Genomic DNA, 17,531 nt, shown 5'->3' with positions numbered 1-17,531 from the left:
TAAGAATAATTGCTTGTCTTGTCATGATGCGAAGAATCATTTTGGAGGAATTGTGATTGAGAATTACACACAAATTTCCGAGTCCTCGAAATCAGGCGAATTATATGGACAAGTGTATTTTCCTCCAAGCGGGAATCAGCCCTATATGCCTAAAGGAGCCCCATTGCTAAAATGCGAGATAGCCTTGATTGAAGCTTGGGCAAAACAGGGATCATTGAACAATTAAGGGAATAATTAACAGAAAGTTTATAGCTCGTTTATATTCTGATTATTTGTATATCTTAGCTTTGGCTTTCTAAACAAAGAATATGAACAAACTATACACTTTACTATTTATCCTAGTAGCCGTTGCATTTTCGGCTTTTGCACAGAAAGAGTCAGACGCGCGCGTCATTGTTATCACCACCGATGGTTATCGCTGGCAAGAAGTATTTAATGGAATCGATACCTCCATCGTCAAAATTAAGCGATTCCATCACGGGGACTCCGCTCGATTAATTCAGCAATATTATGCGCCTACTTTGGCAGAAAGACGGGCTAAATTAATGCCTTTTTTCTGGGGTAAATTAGCTGCTGCGGGTCAGCTGCACGGAAATAGAAAAGAAGGAAGTCAAGTGGATAATGCAAATCCGTATTGGTTTTCTTATCCAGGATATAGCGAGATTTTAACGGGTCAAGTAGATACGGCGGTTAATTCAAATGATTATAAGCCTAATCCGAACACCAACTTTTTTGAGTATTTGAACGCTTTGCCAGCCTACAAAGGCAAGGTGGCCGCTTTCGGTGCTTGGGATGCCTTTGATCGTATTTTGAATGAGAAAAGAGCGGGTTTTCCAGTGGTGAATGCCTTTGATTCCTATCCGGAATTAGAGAAAGATCCAGAGACTCAGCTGCTGGCGAAGATGATGAAGGAGTCATTCAAGCCTTTTGGTATGGCGGAATCTTTGGACGCATTTACGCATTTCAAGGCGATGCATTATTTGAAAAAGAACAAGCCTAAGGCCTTATACATTTCCTACGGAGAAACGGATGAATTTGCGCACGAAGGAGCCTATAATCACTACTTAGATGCGGCACACCAGTTTGATGCTTGGGTAGGGGAGATTTGGGATTTTGTGAATTCGGATGCAGATTACAAAGGCAAAACGACTTTGTTGATTACGACGGATCACGGTCGTGGGGACGCCATCAAGACGCAATGGACTTCTCATGGGGAAAGAGTGAAAGATTGCTACCAGATTTGGTATGCGATGGTGGGTGCAAATGTTCCTGCTCTTGGAGAGGTAAAATCAGCAGAGAAAGTATTTCAGAAAGAGTTGATTCACAAGGCTGCGAAGGCTATAGGTGTGTCGTTTAAAAGTGAAGTAAAATAATGGATTTAACAATTCCTTAACATGGGTTTTGGAAATCAAGCTTACCTTAGTAAATTGAATTTTTATCTCTAAAAATTATTTTATGTTCGGATTAGATCCTACACTGTTTTTCCTTTTGTGTTTCTGCCTGTTAGCCGCTTGTGCTTTCGAATTTGTGAATGGTTTTCACGATACGGCAAATGCAGTGGCTACCGTCATTTATACGCATTCTTTACGTCCTACCCAAGCCGTGGTTTGGTCTGGATTTATGAATTTTTTAGGATTATTAACCGGAGGAGTAGGGGTAACCATGAGTATTATAGGGCTGCTCCCCACTGAGCTGCTCGTCGATACGAATGTCTATCATTCGATGGCTATGGCCCTTTCCCTATTGATTTCAGCGATTTTGTGGAATCTGGGTACCTGGTATTTTGGTATTCCGGCTTCTAGTTCTCATACCTTAATTGGTTCTATTATTGGAATTGGATTAGGTCACGCCTTGTTGCCGGAGCAATCGAATAAAGGTATATCTGCATTGAATTGGGATAAAGTAATTGAAATTGGACAGGCCCTTTTGCTTTCTCCGTTGTTTGGATTTGCTCTGGCGATTATATTAATGTATGTTTTGAAGAAGACGGTTACGAATAAAGAAATCTTCAAAGAACCGAAGAAAAAATCTCCTCCCCCGGTGTGGATTCGTTCTATTTTAATCGCGACATGTACCTTAGTTTCCTTCTTTCATGGACGTAATGATGGCCAAAAAGGAATCGGCTTAGTGATGGTTATTTTGATTGCTTTCTTACCAGGGTATTTTGCCATCAATACGACTTTAGATATGCAAATGGTGAAGTCAAGTTTAGCGACGGTTCAAACGATTTCGGCTAAAATTGATACGATCCCCTTGTCTGAAAAAGAACGTGATGGTTTAGCACAATTGAAGAAATCAGCTGTTGAATTGTCCGTGATTACGGCACAAGATTTAAATCCATCAACACTTTCGACGGATCAAAAATTTGCGATTCGTAAGGCTGCCTTAACGATCAATAAATTCTCGAAGAAGTTAATCGAAAGTGAATCAGTTGCCCTTTCTGAAAATGATAAATCTGCTTGGAAAAAGGCCACGGCAGGAACAAAGGCGCCTTTCTTTACGTTTGGAGCTTCGTCTAGTACGGGTATGGCAGGCGTAACAGATTTTGCGCCTAATTGGGTGATGTGGATGGTAGCGTTGTCACTTGGACTTGGAACGATGATTGGTTGGAAACGTATCGTCGTAACCATTGGTGAGAAAATTGGTAAAGATCACTTGACATATGCGCAAGGTGCTTCGGCGGAATTAATTGCTTCCTTAACCATCGGGTTAGCGACGGCTTATAAATGGCCAGTGAGTACGACTCACGTATTAAGTTCTGGTATTGCAGGAACGATGGTGGCGCAACGCGGGATTAAAAATTTACAAGGAGGAACGGTGAAAAATATCGTGATGGCTTGGATTTTAACCTTGCCGGTGACGATTATTCTTTCTGCTTTGTTGTTCTTATTCTTCCGTTGGATTACGGGATAATTTTTGCTTAAAATAGACCCACGATCCGGCAGATAGCGCAAGTCCTGCAAATCCTAAGATCGTGATCCAAGAGAAGAAGAGTTGCGGCAGGTTCCAGTTTGGAAAAATAAAGCCTGCCGCAATTAATAACACATTGTATCCTAAGTAGCCAATCGAGTCTACGATATACATCAAGAAACCGATATTTGCTTTATGCCTAGTGATCGCGATCATGCGTTCAAACACGGACGTTGTGATGGTCAAATAGGGCAAGTATATGCCAAATCCGGTCAATACAATCAGCCAAAAACTGTTCATCGAATGCACACCCCACAAGCCGGCAATGACCAGTAATAAATAACCGGTTGCAATGGCGCTAAGGCTAATGAAAAAGGCCAAATAATTTCGCTTTATTAGGACCAAACTCCCGTTAATCACGAGAATTCCCACAGTGACCCAGATCTCTGTTTGGGAATATATCGAAGGCACTCCATCATACCCTAAATAATGCCAAATTTCGGGTGCAAAATCAGATCGAATCCCACGTAATAGGGACGCGAACAAATACAATAAAGAAATAGTTAATATGCCCGGCCAAAGTTGCTTTACCAGCTGGATACGGTCTTTCTGCGTCATAGGTTGACGTTCTGCTCGATCGGCCACTTCTTGCGCGGTAGGTCGCGGAATCTGTGTCAACATCCAGACAAAAAACAGAAAAGGAAGCGCGTATAGTAAACCAGCTGCGAAGGGCATCCAGTTCTCAGCGACGCCCCAATTCAATAAGGAAACCCCTACGGATTTAGAAACTCCATCAGCTAAGATAAAACTGCTTCCTAAGGCAGCGATAAATAATTCGGTGTTCTTTTTGCCCTCTAAAAAGCCTTGGATATAACCGAAAATCATCCCGAGCGGGAGACCATTCAGTAGTAAAAAGATCAAATTATAGGGCTTTGGCACTAGCCCAAATCCCAATAACGCTAACTCTGCTACTAAAATACTAATGATTATCGCCTTCGCTCGCTTCTCCCAAGTAATGGAAGAGACGAAGAAGATGCCACACCATTTAGAGAGCATGTAACCCGCAATTTGAGAAGATATGAGGATGGATTTCCAGTGGATTCCCATGAAAAATTGTTCCTCATAGGTGCCTGCTGTGAATGGTTTACGGAAACCATAGACACAGAAATAGCAACCAAAAGCGGCGATCATGGACCAGGCAGGATGCCATTTCCAGCTCTTTACATCTGTCTGGATCATTTCAAGTGTTCCCGTAGCATCGAGGCGTAAAATTCAATTGGCTGAACAGGTAGGTTCGGGACTTTGGCCATATCATCACAGCGACGCAACTGTACCGCGTCCCGGTAATAGGGATTCGCCTCAAAAGCCTGGCATTCTTCCGCTGACATCGGTCCGCCTTGTAATTGCAGGCTGATAACCGACGGCTCGCTTAATAGCGCAAAATAGTCCGGTTCCACCGCACACAAATAGCGTTTCGCAGCTACGTGCAAATGCACCGGCTCTGAAACAGCTTGCGTGAAATACTTGATCAAAAAACGATGGCCTAATTCTTCATGCAAATCATCTATGCCATGCTCTGGCGCATCATCGGGTAAGGCGTGCAAAAGATGCCCTATATCATGCAAAAGCGCGGCAACCACTAAACTCGCAGGGGCGCTTTCAGCCCTTGCTAAATGGGCCGTTTGTAAGGCGTGTTCCCCTTGTGTAACGGGTTCGCCACCGTATTCAGAATCTCCTTGTTCGTGGAATAAGGTGATGATTTTTTGGACGATTTCTGCAGGCATACTTATTCAATTATTTATGTTAAATTAGGGCTTATAAAAGGCCTAAAAAAGGCCTAAAAGGTGATTTAAAGTAGATTTTACTCAGGGGTAACGATTCGATAATATGGAAGAAAACTATACGATAAGAATGGCAGAACTATCCGATGCAGCATCCGTAAAACGTTTGCTGGAGGAGTTAGAAAATCGCGAATTTGACCAAGAAATTTTCGATCGTATTTATGCGGAATACTTGCATACTCCTTTAACGCTTATGCAGGTTGCCGTCCATGGTGAGGATGAAATCGTCGGTTTCATCTCCTGCAAAGGACAATCCCTTTTACACCACGAAGGCCTCGTTTTTGAGATTCAAGAATTAATTGTAACCGCGTCGCACCAAGGGAGAGGAGTGGGTCGTCAATTAATCGCTGCATTGAAGCCTGAATTAGCGCAGCTAGGAGCTAAGTCTTTAGAAGTTACCTCTAACAAAAGGCGTAAAGAAGCCCACGCATTTTACCAAACCGTGGGCTTTGCGAATTCGCATGAAAAGTTTACGATTTACTTTTGACCTAGTTTCAAGGCCAGCTTGATTTTGGTAAAAATATCGTAGTTATTGTAAATGCCTCCGAAGACTCCCGCACCAGGACCAAAAGCAAATACCGGAATCATTTGACCCGTATGTCCTTTCGTCGTGAAGGCTCCTTTAACCTCACCTGTTTTCATATTTCCACCCATTAACGCAAATCCCCCCGTCTCGTGATCGGCTGTAATAACTACTAAGGTTTCTTTGTCCTTTGCCGCAAAATCTAGGGCATATCCGATACTCTTATCGAAGTCCACCATCTCTGTAATGATGTAGTCCGTATCGTTCGCGTGGCCACCCCAATCAATCTGGGAACCTTCGATCATGACGAAGAATCCTTTCTTATTTTGATGCAGAATCTCGAGTGATTTTTTAGTCGATTTCAATAAGGCATCGCCGCGACCTTCCATTACTTTGATCGGATTTTCTTCTGCGTACAGCGCGACAAGTGGGCCCTTTGTGATACCATCTACATCCAACGTCGATTGAACTTGGTATCCTTTTTTGCGCAAGGTATCTAACAAATTCATGCCGTCTTTTCGTTTCTCAAAATACTTTCTTCCTCCACCTATTACTACATCGACGGGCGTTTTCATAAAATCCAATGCGATTTCTTCGTGCATCGAGCGTTTCAATTGATGCGCAATGAAAGAGGAGGGAGTCGCGTCTGTGATATCACACGTACTGACGAGTCCGGTGGCTAAGCCTTTTTGTTCCGCCATTTCTAGCAAGGTAGTCGAGGGAACTTTCAAAGAATCTAATCCAATAGCCCCATTATAGGTTTGTTTTCCCGTGGCAAAAGCGGTGGCACCGGCAGCAGAATCCGTCACATAATTATCAGACGCTTGGTTTTTATGAAAGCCGATCACCTTCACGCGTTCTAGATTTAGATGTCCCCGATTAGCGGTTAATCCAGCATAAATCTGGCTGACACCCATTCCGTCACCTATTAAAAAGATGACATTTTTCGGTGCTTTTTGGCCCATTAAACTAGCACTTAATAAGCACAGAGCTATGATTTTTTTCATGAGTATAATTTTTGAATGTATTCAGCTGTAAAACCAGGCGATGTGGTCATTCCTTTGCCACCAATTCCGTTGATAATATGGATCACGTCATCCACGACTTTCGTGAATACCTCTGACTGAGTTCCTTGTAAATAGAAACCAGCCCAGGTCGAATCAACGGTCCAGTTTTCAAGCGATGTGATTCGCTTCGCTTCCGCCAGCATCATCTCATTAATCTCAGAGGAGACTTCAAACCCAAAATTAGCTTGTTCTCCTGCCGGCACATATTCGTGCGAATCCCCTAGAATGATTGAACCATCATCTGCTTGTTTAAACAAGATGTGTATGCCTTTTGCCTGTAATTGTTTTTGCTCGGAAGACGTATAAATCTTTGAAAATGATGGGCAAGATTTGAAGCTATCGTAGCGACGAATCGTTAAGCCTGTCAGGATATTCGATTTGAGTATTTTCTTCTGAGGCGCTAGGCGCATCATCTGCAATTTGCTGATTTTTAGCTCAGCGCTAGGGTAGTGTTCTGGTAATAAAAATTGCGTGTCTCTACCATTCGCCAGGATCACTTGATCCCCCCAAAACGTTTGTTTTTTCGACGTTGTCAACATAGCGATTCCGCGTTTTTTCTCCACGGAAATCACCGGACATAGGTTATGGTAATGTAAGCCTAAATGCTTAATCATGAATTCACGAACGCGGTGCACCATGACAAGGGGATTCAAAGAGGCTTCCTCTGGGATAAATAGCCCGCCTTTGACATAGTCTTTTTTGAAATGAGGATTAATCTCCAAAGTTTCAGTGGCCGTATACAATCGAGAGGTATAGTCGCGGTCTTTGAAAAGCTGCGCCATCTCCTCTAGCAAAGTCATTTCTTGGTCATCTGAGGCCACGTACCATGAGCCGTTTTTGACGACCGAAATATCCACTTCTTCCTGAAGATCCTTGTAGATTTTCAAGGACTTTCTCCCGTAATCGAACCAGGAATCTAACGCCTGACCTGAAGGAACGGCTTGGCCAAAATTACGGAAGCTCGCCTCGTAGGGCTGCGCATCCTTTTCTAATAACAAGACCGATTTTCCTCTTCGAAGGGCATGGTAGGCACAATAGGTTCCGATGATTCCGCCACCTACAATGACTAAATCGTATTTTCTATTTTTATACATATGCTAAGAGGTCAGAAATTTTTTCGAGTAGGCCATCGTTAGAATGTGCAGCTAATTGCTCGCGGCTATGGGTGCCGTTGCATACGCCCAGAGCATAACGAACTCCCGCATTTTTGCCGAAAAGCAGATCCACCGGGGTATCCCCCACATTAATTACTTCTTCTAGATCGGTAATACCTAGCGACTTCATCGCATACTGAATCATCGCAGGAGAGGGTCTTCCTTCGCCTTTCACCTCGTCCGGAGTCACCGAAAGATGAATGCTTGTCGAGGATTCCAAGTTAGCCACCCAGCCAAGGCGACCTAAAATAATATCCGCTACCTCGCGGTAAAAACCGGTGGTAAGCGCAATTTTAATTCCCTTCTGATGCAAGGCCTCGAATAAGGCTAAGCAACCTTCCGTAGGAAGGACGGGTTGATTCCGGTAGTGGTTTTCTAGAATGGTTTTAAAATCCGCATATGACTGCGCGGCTAGTTCTGATATGCGCGGATCCCCTTTTCCTAATTGCTCCGTCCACAACAAAGTGAAAACATACAATTTAGCATAGCCTTGTAAGGCTAAAATACGCTCATCACTGGAATGCAATTCGTTTTTAATGGCAGCCTGTTTAAAGCAATATTCCACTTCATGTTGATCCATCACGGTGGTGCCCGCCATGTCCAAAACAACTAGTTTAATCTCTTTCATATTCGAAAATTACAAACCCTAGATTACGGATCTGTTAAGGCTAAATAATGAAATTATTATGCTTTATAATATGGTATTTTTCGAAGATTTTCTGCGGAGAATTATTGTTTTGATTTCAAGCTTAACAGCCCCTTAACACTGCCGGCTTTTTCTTAATCATCTCTTAATTTTTCTGCACCATAGCCTTTAAAAACGCAACCTACTTTTGCACCAAATAATATTAAACAAACTCATATGAAAAACAATGTACAAATGTTTTTTGCTAAAATGAGCCCAAAATCGTTGATTTGGCTGGTTTTTGCACTGATTACTACGGTAAGTATGACTGCTTTTGGTCAATCGCGTAGTTTGAAAGGAACGGTTACTTCTGCAGAGGAGAAATCGGGTGTTCCTGGTGTTACTATCCGAGTGAAGGGTAGTTCTAAAGGTACGTTATCGGATGCACAAGGTGCTTATTCGATCTCAGTATCTGGAAATGAAGTTTTACAATTTTCTATGATTGGTTACACTTCTAAAGAGGTGACAGTAGGAAATGTTTCTGAATTAAATGTCGTTTTAGCTCAAGACGAAAAACAATTACAAGAAGTAGTTGTAACTGCCTTAGGTATTAAGAAAGACATTCGTAGAATCGGGGTTGCTATCCAGTCAGTAGACGGAGCTAGCACCATCAAAGCACGTGAGCCCAATGCGATCAACGCATTGTCAGGTCGTGTAGCTGGTTTAACGATCGGTTCTCAACCTGAATTATTACGTAAACCTAATATCTCCTTACGTGGTAGCTCTACTGTATTATATGTAGTAGATGGTGTACCTATTAACTCAGATACATGGAATATCTCAGCAGATGATATCGAAACATATTCGGTATTAAAAGGAGCTTCCGCTTCTGCTCTTTATGGTTTCCGCGGAAAGAACGGTGCGATCCTAATCACTACAAAACGTGGTTCATCTGACAAACGCGGTTTCTCTGTAGAAGTGAACTCTTCTACTCAAATGCAATCAGGTTTCTACGCAATTCCTGAAGTACAAGACGAATATGGTCCTGGTGATCACGGTTCGTATGCTTTCGGTGATGGTAAAGGTGGTGGTTTGAACGATGGTGACTACGATGGTGGTTGGGGTCCACGTTTTAACGGACAGTTAATTCCACAATACGATTCTCCAGTAGATCCTATTACGGGTGTTCGTTCAGGTACTCCTTGGGTAGCTCGTGGTAAAGATAACTTAAAGCGATTCTTAGAAACAGGTATTTTATCTACGAATAACGTTTCGGTATCGGCTACTGGTGAGAAATACAACTTGCGTTTCTCAACTTCTCATATTTACCAAAAAGGTATTGTTCCTAATACCCAATTGAATATGACGAACTTCAACATTACGGCTGATTATAAGTTCTCGAACAAATTAAAGTTTGAGTCGAACTTACAATACAACCGTCAATATACGCCTAACATTCCTGACGTAAACTACGGTCCTAACTCGATCATCTATAACATCGTGTATTGGGCAGGTGCTGACTGGAATATCGACGATATGAAAAACTACTGGCAAAAAGGTAAAGAAGGTGTTCAACAAATCTATGCAGAATACCAACGTTACAATAACCCTTACTTTATGTCATACGAGTGGTTACGTTCACACTACAAGACAGATATCGTAGGTCAAGCTTCATTACGTTATACGTTTAACGAAAACTTGAACTTATTAGCACGTACACAAGTAACAACTTGGGACATGGTGCGTACAGAGAAATTCCCTTACTCTGCTGGTACCTATGGTCGTGATGAGCGTCGCGGTGATTACCGCGAAGATCGCCGTTCTTTATTTGAGAACAACACAGAATTGTTGTTAACGTTTGACAAAGATTTGTTACCAGGCTTTAATACAAAAATTAACGCGGGTGCCTCTCAACGTGTATTCCAATACAAGTCAATCTTTGCTTCTACGAACTACTTGAACGTTCCAGGTTTATACAACTTCTCGAACTCTTCTAACCCAGTTCAGGTAGCTAACTTTGGTTCTGACATGAATGTTCTTTCAGCGTATTATTCTGCTGACTTCTCTTATAAGAAATACTTAACTGTGTTTGCTACAGGTCGTGTAGATAAATTATCTACGTTACCAGCAGGTAAAAACTCGTTCTTCTATCCATCATTCGGTGCTGTGACTGTCGTATCTGATTATGTGAACTTACCAGAAGCAATCTCGTTCTTGAAATTCCGTGGATCATTTGCAAACGTGAAAGATGGGTTAACATCGTCTACGATTGATAACCGTGCAGGGACGTATTCTGGCGAAAATTATAACTCACCTTACGATGGGCCATCTTACCAAAATAATACGGTTTACACGACGGGTTTCTATTATAATAACCAAACGGGTGCTTCTTATGGTAACGAATTAAGCAACCCGAACTTGAATCCTTCAGAGACTTCTCAGACGGAATTCGGTATGGACTTACGTTTATTCAAAAACCGTATCGCGATTGATGCCGCTTATTTCATCTCGAATGATGGTCCTTCGATCTTCTCTTTACCTATCTCTTCTACTTCAGGTTATACGTCTGCTTTAGTGAATGGTATCAAAACACAGAAGAAAGGGTATGAAATCTCTGTAACCGGTTCTCCTATTCAAACGGCGGATTTTAGCTGGGATGTATTAGCAAACTACTCTACGTATGAGCAAACGTTAACAGATATCTATCCAGGTATCAATAGCTTAAATACGTTCTTAAAAGTAGGAGATCGTACAGATAAATTATACGGTTCAGCTTTCGTTCGTACACCAGATGGGAAAATGATTAATACATCAGGTGGTATTCCTGTAACAGTTTCTGGAACTCAAGCGCAATACTTAGGAAATATTAATCCTGATTTTGTGTTTGGTTTAAATAACAAATTTACCTACAAGAATGTAAGCTTAAGCGTTTTATTAGACGGTCGTGTAGGTGGTGTGATTATTGATTACACGCAACAACAAGCCTACCGTGGTGGTCGCCACATCGGAACTACGCAAGGTATCTTCGCTGAAGCTCGTCCACAAGATGCTTTAGGAGTAAAAGCATTCGTAGGTCAAGGTGTGGTTGTTTCGAATGGTGTTGCCATCAAGTACGATGCAAATGGTAAGGTAACGAACTATTCTGAATTACAGTTTGCTCCTAACACGGTTAAGACGTATGTACAAGATTATGTAGGTCGCTATTACAACACAAACGAAGGAAATTTAATCAGCCGTTCTTTCGGTATGGTTAAAGAAGTGGTAGTAGGTGTGAAGCTTCCTACTAAATGGTTTGGTAAAGCAGTTTCTGGCGCAAACGTTTCTTTCGTAGGACGCAACTTGTTGTACTTCGCTGAAAAGAAAGATGTTGACTTATCTCAATACATTACGGATGGAGCTTCAGGTTCACAAACTCCTTCAGTTAGAAGCTACGGAGTTAACTTAAACTTCACATTCTAATATTTTCATTCCTATAAATAGTTCAAAAAATGAAAGTTAAAAATATAATCTTAGGTATGTTGAGCTTCTCGTTACTTGCATTAAGCAGTTGTGAGAAAACGTTCGACCAGTTAGAGAAAGACTCTAACCGCGCGGTACAAGTTCCTGCCTCTTTAGTGTTGCAGGCTGTAGAATACAACGTAATGAACGACAATGGACGTCCATTCTCTGCGGAGGCACGTTGGAATCAGTTTTATTGCTCTAACTATAATTATTATGCAAATAATGAATATAATTTAGGCCAAATGCCTAACCAATATACTACCTTGAAAAACGTAGTAAAGATGGAAGAGGAAGCAAAAAAATTGGGTTTGCCTGATGTTAACGGATACTCTGCTTTAGGCAAATTCTTCCGTGCCTATTTCTTCGATCAAATGTCGAAGCGTGTGGGAGATTTACCTATGAATGAAGCTTTGAAAGGAATCACGAATACCGCTCCGGCGTATGATTCTCAAAAAGTAATTTACGTTCAAATCTTGAAGTGGTTAGATGAAGCGAATGCGGATTTAACAACGGTAATTGCAAGAGGAGAAACGGTTTCAGGTGATTTCTATTTCGCTGGAGATTTGAAAAAATGGCAAAAAGTAGTGAACGCTTACCGTTTACGTGTCTTGATTACTTTATCTAAAAAGGATACAGATACCGATTTATCGGTAAAAACGAAGTTCGCTGAAATGGTAGGTAACCCTACGAAATATCCTTTGTTAGGAGCGAATGGTGAATCGTTACAGTTTGTTTGGAACTCATTCAACAAATACCCATCTAACCCGGATAACTTTGGTTTCGATGCTACGCGTCAAAACATGGCTTCTACGTATGTAGGCCTATTAACGAAAGTGCAAGATCCACGCGTTATGGTTACATGTGAGCCAGCAGGTTCAGATTTAAAAGCAGGTAAATTGCCTTCAGATTACACGGCTTACCGTGGTGCTGGTTCAGGTGATGTGTTAGATGATATGTCTAAAAATGCAGGTTTATCAAATGGTGCTGGTTATGCTCCTGGTATCTATTCTTTCCAAAACCGTGCACGCTATTACCAAAACTACACTGGAGAAAATACCTTCATCGTAGGATATCCTGAATTATGTTTCAACATCGCGGAAGGTTATGCCCGCGGATGGGCTACAGGTTCTGCGGAAGACTGGTACAAGAAAGGGATCAAGGCATCTCACGCATTCTACGGTATCGTAGAAGGTGCGAATACATTTACCTATTCGAAGACAGGTACAAAAGATGCTGCGGACTTAACTAAGTTCACGGTGAACTTTAACTTCGATACGTATTATGCACAATCTGCAGTAGCTTATGATGCAACAAATGCGATCGAGAAAATTGTATCTCAAAAATATGCAGCCTTCTTTATGAACTCAGGTATGGAAGCGTATTTCAACTGGAGAAGAACTGGTTTCCCTGCATTCTCTACAGGTGCTGGTAACGGAAACTCAGGTCGTATCGCTTTACGTTGGTTATACCCTACAACAGAGAGAACGGCAAATGCAACGAATTACACCGCAGCGATTACTAGCCAATATGCTGGTAAAGATGATATCAACGACGTGATGTGGTTGAATAAATAGTCGATGATTCTGGTACAAAAAAAGGAGGGACATTGTCCCTCCTTTTTTTTATTCATATCTCAAACTTTATTTTTTAGCTCTAGGAGTTCTTGCTTTAGGTTTCGCTGGAGCTTTAGCAACAGGCGCCTTTTTAGCCACTGCTGGTGTTGCAGGTTTTTCTTTTGCGATTAATGAAGCTAATAATTTAGCTTTCGCTACTTTCTTGCCTTCTTTCGCTTTTTTCTTCGCTTCTTTTTCTGATTTCTTTTTAGCGTCTTTTGCAGCTTTCTCTTTTGCTTTCGCTTTTTCTTTTTCTTGCTCTGCAATTAACTTACTGTATTTCTTAGCAACGGAAGCAATTGACTTGTGTGTCTCGTGCAATACCTTCTTTGCGTTCTTTTCAGAAAGTCCTTTTAGTTTAGGCAAGATAGCTTGCACAAGTTGATCGGTCAATTTTTTGTTATCCTCACTCATAATGGTCTTATTTAATTGTATGATCAAACTTATAGAAAGAATTCATTAAAAGAAATTTATCTGTGTTAACATTTCGGTAACATAGAAAAATTTAATATTGGAATTTAGGCGGGGGCACTGTATTTCAGGCCCACTATCCCCACGATAATGAGGGCAAGGAAGAAGAATTCGTAAATATTTGTTGCATTTTTGAGGATAAAAATATCGCAAATTTTGATTAAAATCAGAGAAACCGAAGTCCAGGTGGCGATAGCGATCGTCATCGGAATGGATTTCATAGATAGGGATAAAAAGAAAATGTTAGCGGCTCCTAAACCTAAATAGGTGAGCAAATAACCTAATTCTCTGCCTACTGGGGCACTTAACAGAGAATTTTCAATTGCGGCATTTTTGAGGGCCACTAAGTCAAGTTTGCGCAAGGAAAAGGTCCAAGCAGCTTCTAAAGCAGAGGCAATGAATAAAAAGATCCAAGGTTTGCCCATAAAACAAGTATATAGAAGTCTCAAAGCTAGGAATAAACACCCGCTTCACCATCGAAACTGGATTAACAAACCATCAATAACAATTACTTCACACTCTCTTAACAATTTGGTAACATTGGAAGGTTGGTGCGCGTATTACCTTTGCGCTACAAACAACCAATATATTCAAAATGTACAATTTTAGTCAAAAGGCATTCGGCCTACTAATTTTTGTTTTCACTTTATTTGCTTTTAATGCAAATGCGCAAGTGACGACCGCTTCTTTAGCGGGTAAAGTGAAAGATGCGAAAGGAGAAGAAATTCCAGGAGCTAGTGTGATTTTAGTGCATACGCCCACAGGAACGCGTTATGGTGTTTCTACCCAGATCGACGGTAACTTCGTTTTGGCAAACATGAACCCAGGTGGTCCTTACACGCTTTCTGTATCTTTCGTAGGATTCAAACCTTTCAAAGCTGAGAACTTAAACTTGACGCTAGGCTCTAATCCGTCTGTGAATATTGTTATTTCGGAAGAAACGACAACGTTAACGGAAGTCGTGGTAAAAGCGGATAAGGGAGGTACAAGAACAGGTTCCGTTACTTCGTTAAACGAAGCAGCGATGAAAACGGTTCCTACGATCTCGCGTAGTTTAACGGATATGACTAAATTGACTCCACAAGGTAGTTCATCGAACTCCTTTGCTGGAACGAATTTCCGTTACAACAACGTAACGGTGGATGGTTCGATTAATAACGATGCGATCGGATTTAGCCCATCATTAGGGGGCCAAAGCGGTACATCAGGGATGCCTGGTTCTTCTACACGTACGAATCCGATCTCTTTAGATGCAATTCAAGACGTGCAAGTTTACGTAGCTCCTTATGATGTGAAGATCGGTAACTTTACAGGTGGTTCGATCAACGCAGTTACGCGTACAGGTACAAACCAAGTGAAAGGATCTGCTTATGCTTACGGTCGTAACTCATTAATTACAGGACCAAACAACGCAGGAGACGGTTCAAAAATCCCATCGGATTATTCAGATATCCAAACGGGTTTCCGTCTAGGTTTGCCTATCATCAAGAACAAATTATTCTGGTTTACAAATGAAGAAATCACACGTCGTAATGAGCCTTTGTTTTACGGAGCAGGTGATCAAGGTACCATTATCGATGCTGCGACAGCAAACTCTATTTCTTCTTTCTTAAAGACGAACTACGGATTTGATCCAGGTGCCTTTGGTGCTTATTCTATCAATTCATCGAGTAATAAATTCTTTAACCGTTTCGATTGGAATATTTCTGATAAACACCAATTATCGATTCGTAATTCATACGTAGCTTCTGAAGCGACGAATTTAGAGCGTGATGCGTCTAACTTCCGTTTCGGATCGATGGACTTTAAGCAAGTAAACCGTACGAATTCAACGGTTGCGGAATTAAAGAGCCACTTTGGCAGCTCTTCAAATAGCTTTGTATTAGGTTACTCAGATATTCGCGATTCACGTGAGCCATCTAGTGCTAATCCAGCTTTCCCTCAAGTGGAAATTGCAGCAAACGGAGGGACCATTTTCTTAGGAAATGAGCGTGAAGCAACGATCTTTAATATGAAGCAAAAGACCTTTGAAATCACGGATAACTTTACGTGGTTTAAAGGAAATCATACGTTCTTAATCGGTACCCACAATGAGTTGTATAATATCAACTATGGTTTTGTGAACTCTTGGAACGGCCGTGTGGCTTACAAAAGTGTTGCAGATTTCTTAGCGGGTAACGTAAACCGTGTGCGTGGATCTTATAGCTTCTCAAATAACGATCGTGATTACATCTTAAACAATCCTTATGCCACTTTTAATGTAGGTCTTTACAGTATCTACGCTCAAGATGAGATTCAAGTAACGGATAAATTGAAATTGTCTCCTGGTATTCGTTTTGACGTGGCTAGCACGGACAAGCCTACGTTGAGCCCTCAAACAGCTGCCACGAAAGTAGATCCAAATGCTGGAACAACTTACACAGCTGGAACGCCATTGAATCAAGTGTCTAACTCGATTTTTGGTCAGGTATTAGTTTCTCCTCGTTTAGGATTTAACTACGATGTGAATGGTGATCGCTCGACCATTATTCGTGGTGGAACAGGAATCTTTACCGGTCGTATTCCTTTTGCTTGGTTAGGCTATGCATTCTATAATGACGGTGTTGGTTTTGGGTCATTTGACGTAAACAACGTAGCAGGTAAGAATGTAGGTGATGTGTTAAAAGATGGCGCTAAGACGTTTGCCTTTAACAACGGCCAAAAAAGCTTAACACAAGTGGATGCGATGGCGAACAACTTCAAAATGCCACAAGTATTACGCTCTAGCTTAGCGGTGGACCATACGGTGGATGGTTACAAATTCACTTTGGAAGGTATCTACACAAAGACGATCAATGACTTGAAATTCCAACAAGTAAACTTGAAAGACTCGGTAAAATACTATTCATATGACGTGTTGAAGCAAATGCCAATCTATTTATCAGGCGGTGCAACGGGTCAAAAATTGAACACGAACTTCGCAAATGCGTACGAATTATCGAACACCTCTGAGGGTCACCGTTACAGCTTAACGGCTCAAGTTTCGAAGACATTCACGAACGGATTTACGTTTATGACGGCTTACACGTTTGGCGAAAGCTTTGACTTAACGAACGGTATCCGTAATTCGATGGAATCTAACTGGCAGTTAAACCAATCTTTAACGCCTAATGATCCTAAGATTGCGTATTCAAACTTCGATATCCGTCACCGTATTATCGGTTCATTCGGATACACGAAAGTGTACAAGAATGGTAGTGCAACCACTCTATCGGGTGTATTCAGTGCACAATCAGGAGCTCCATTTACGTGGGGTTTTGTGAACTCAACGATTGCAAATACACCACAAGCAGCTGGTTTAGCCTATGTATTTAAGGATGAAACAGAAGCGGCTAAATATATGGTTGCGGATGCCAAATTAGGAACGGCCGCAGATCAAGCGAAAGCATTCATGGCATACATCAATGCAGATGAGTATTTGAGCACACGTAAAGGAGATTTTACAGAACGTAATGGTGGTCGTACCCCTTGGAATGCGACATTAGACTTGAAATTGAATCACTTGATCAAAATGTCAAATGGCCACGATTTACAGTTCTCTTTAGACATCATGAACGCAACGAACTTGATCAACAGCAACTGGGGTAGAATCTATTTCTCACCTAACACCTTTAATTCAACAGCTAGCTTAGGCTTATCTCGTGTGAATTCAGGTACAGCAGCTGATCCAACGTACAAGTTTGCCGTTCCATCTTCGCCTTACACGGTAGATCAAATGGGATCTAGATGGCAGATGCAGGTAGGAGCGCGTTACACGTTCTAATCTACTTAGTTTTAAATGAAAAAG

General features: G+C 41.5%; 13 protein-coding genes. 6 read left to right on the top strand and 7 right to left on the bottom strand.

The features are described 5' to 3' along the window. Window positions 1-308 precede the first annotated feature (308 nt). Window positions 309-1,373, top strand: a complete 1,065-nt coding sequence (locus tag SKC35_RS06130; protein WP_377978521.1) for a phosphoglyceromutase — start codon at window positions 309-311, stop codon at window positions 1,371-1,373. Window positions 1,374-1,455: 82 nt separating this feature from the next. Continuing rightward, the gene (locus tag SKC35_RS06125) at window positions 1,456-2,913 is read left to right on the top strand and encodes an inorganic phosphate transporter (RefSeq protein ID WP_377978520.1); all 1,458 of its coding nucleotides are present in this window, start codon (window positions 1,456-1,458) and stop codon (window positions 2,911-2,913) included. On the opposite strand, the gene SKC35_RS06120 is transcribed toward SKC35_RS06125, so the two are convergent. Further along, window positions 2,887-4,149: a DUF5690 family protein gene (locus SKC35_RS06120; RefSeq protein ID WP_377978519.1), complete on the bottom strand. Its 1,263-nt coding sequence runs from the start codon at window positions 4,147-4,149 to the stop codon at window positions 2,887-2,889. The two genes, SKC35_RS06125 and SKC35_RS06120, sit on opposite strands and share 27 nt — an antisense overlap. Then, window positions 4,146-4,694 (bottom strand): phosphonate degradation HD-domain oxygenase, encoded by a 549-nt coding sequence (locus SKC35_RS06115; protein WP_377978518.1) that lies wholly within the window; start codon window positions 4,692-4,694, stop codon window positions 4,146-4,148. Before SKC35_RS06115 ends, SKC35_RS06120 begins: the two co-directional genes overlap by 4 nt. A 127-nt stretch (window positions 4,695-4,821) precedes the next feature. Here SKC35_RS06115 and SKC35_RS06110 point away from each other — a divergent pair, with 127 nt between their 5' ends. Next, on the top strand, window positions 4,822-5,238 hold the full coding sequence (locus SKC35_RS06110) for a GNAT family N-acetyltransferase (RefSeq protein WP_377978517.1): 417 nt from the start codon (window positions 4,822-4,824) through the stop codon (window positions 5,236-5,238). Here SKC35_RS06110 and SKC35_RS06105 read toward each other — a convergent pair. Genes SKC35_RS06105 through SKC35_RS06095 form a run of 3 tightly spaced genes read right to left on the bottom strand, consistent with a single transcriptional unit; the run spans window position 5,229 to window position 8,123 of the window. After that, entirely contained in the window at window positions 5,229-6,281 is a 1,053-nt protein-coding gene (locus tag SKC35_RS06105; protein WP_377978516.1) for an alkaline phosphatase, read from the bottom strand. The genes SKC35_RS06110 and SKC35_RS06105 overlap by 10 nt on opposite strands. After that, the gene (locus SKC35_RS06100) at window positions 6,278-7,435 is read right to left on the bottom strand and encodes a TIGR03364 family FAD-dependent oxidoreductase (protein ID WP_377978515.1); all 1,158 of its coding nucleotides are present in this window, start codon (window positions 7,433-7,435) and stop codon (window positions 6,278-6,280) included. The genes SKC35_RS06105 and SKC35_RS06100 overlap by 4 nt, the downstream gene beginning before the upstream one ends. Further along, the gene (locus SKC35_RS06095; protein WP_377978514.1) at window positions 7,428-8,123 is read right to left on the bottom strand and encodes an HAD family hydrolase; all 696 of its coding nucleotides are present in this window, start codon (window positions 8,121-8,123) and stop codon (window positions 7,428-7,430) included. Before SKC35_RS06095 ends, SKC35_RS06100 begins: the two co-directional genes overlap by 8 nt. Window positions 8,124-8,357: 234 nt before the next feature. On the opposite strand from SKC35_RS06095, the gene SKC35_RS06090 reads away from it, so the two are divergent. Both SKC35_RS06090 and SKC35_RS06085 read left to right on the top strand, forming a co-directional pair. Beyond that, the gene (locus tag SKC35_RS06090; RefSeq protein WP_377978513.1) at window positions 8,358-11,579 is read left to right on the top strand and encodes a SusC/RagA family TonB-linked outer membrane protein; all 3,222 of its coding nucleotides are present in this window, start codon (window positions 8,358-8,360) and stop codon (window positions 11,577-11,579) included. A 29-nt stretch (window positions 11,580-11,608) separates the two neighbouring features. Beyond that, complete coding sequence (locus SKC35_RS06085) at window positions 11,609-13,195, top strand: SusD/RagB family nutrient-binding outer membrane lipoprotein (RefSeq protein WP_377978512.1); 1,587 nt, start codon at window positions 11,609-11,611, stop codon at window positions 13,193-13,195. A gap of 66 nt (window positions 13,196-13,261) precedes the next feature. Here SKC35_RS06085 and SKC35_RS06080 read toward each other — a convergent pair whose 3' ends face one another. Together SKC35_RS06080 and SKC35_RS06075 are read right to left on the bottom strand one after the other, a co-directional pair. Next, entirely contained in the window at window positions 13,262-13,648 is a 387-nt protein-coding gene (locus tag SKC35_RS06080) for a hypothetical protein (protein ID WP_377978511.1), read from the bottom strand. Window positions 13,649-13,752: 104 nt separating this feature from the next. Then, complete coding sequence (locus SKC35_RS06075) at window positions 13,753-14,130, bottom strand: DMT family transporter (RefSeq protein WP_377978510.1); 378 nt, start codon at window positions 14,128-14,130, stop codon at window positions 13,753-13,755. Window positions 14,131-14,300: 170 nt separating this feature from the next. Between SKC35_RS06075 and SKC35_RS06070 the strand changes: the two genes are divergently transcribed. Then, a complete protein-coding gene (locus tag SKC35_RS06070; RefSeq protein WP_377978509.1) occupies window positions 14,301-17,507 on the top strand; it encodes an outer membrane beta-barrel protein in 3,207 nt (1,068 codons plus the stop codon). The last annotated feature ends 24 nt before the right edge of the window (window positions 17,508-17,531 follow it).

This window comes from Aquirufa originis (genome assembly GCF_042714495.1).
GTDB lineage: Bacteria > Bacteroidota > Bacteroidia > Cytophagales > Spirosomataceae > Aquirufa > Aquirufa originis.
This window is presented reverse-complemented; position numbering and strand designations above follow the sequence as displayed.